Source organism: Serratia sp. CY38905, from assembly GCF_052168875.1.
Lineage (GTDB): Bacteria > Pseudomonadota > Gammaproteobacteria > Enterobacterales > Enterobacteriaceae > Serratia > Serratia sarumanii.
In genome coordinates this window covers 1-677 of record NZ_JBJNLV010000049.1, presented here as the reverse complement: position 1 = coordinate 677, position 677 = coordinate 1, and the positions used below count along the sequence as shown (strand labels likewise).

General features: G+C 55.5%; 1 protein-coding gene. It reads left to right on the top strand.

Translation table 11 applies throughout. From position 1 onward, the window contains the following. Positions 1–416 precede the first annotated feature (416 nt). Positions 417–677 (top strand): hypothetical protein (locus ACJ8MK_RS25995; RefSeq protein WP_442518127.1); only part of this gene is annotated, 261 nt, incomplete at its 3' end.

Here is a 677-nt window from a genome sequence, read left to right as displayed (position 1 = left end):
CCGCCTCTGTGGGTTGAAAACGTCACCACGGCCTACGTGATCTGACAGGCCGTGCAGGAGGAACTGGCAGTGATACGTAAGCACTGCCGGTCGAAGGTGTTTTGACATGTATGCGAAACACCGGGGCAGCAGCGTCTATCACGCTCGCGTTGCTGACTTCTGCCAACTTGCGACAAGCAAGGATAAAGAGTGCGACGGGCAGCCTCCTCAGTATGTCTGAGTCCAGACAGGTGAACCGGGGAAGGTCAGTTGCGGATGTTAAGGGGGCATGGCTCCGATGACGCACTGGCTGGCGGAGCTTCCGTAGTAGTCCGCGATGGGGAAAGCCCATTACATGGCGAAGGGAAGCAGTTTAAATGTGTTTGCGACGTGAATTAACTGACCTAACGAGGTGAAGACCTTTGATAATCAGCGAAATGCAACGCAAGCTTGCCACATGGGCAGCCACCGATCCGTCCCGACGGATTGAACGGCTGCTGCGTCTGATAACACAACCAGAATGGCTGGCTGAAGCCGCGCGGATCACGCTTTCATCAAAGGGGGCGCATACCCCCGGCGTTGATGGCGTGAACAAAACAATGCTACAGGCCAGACTGGCTGTTGAGCTGCAAATCCTCAGGGATGAATTACTCTCAGGTCACTACCAGCCCTTGCCTGCCAGACGGGTTTACATCCCT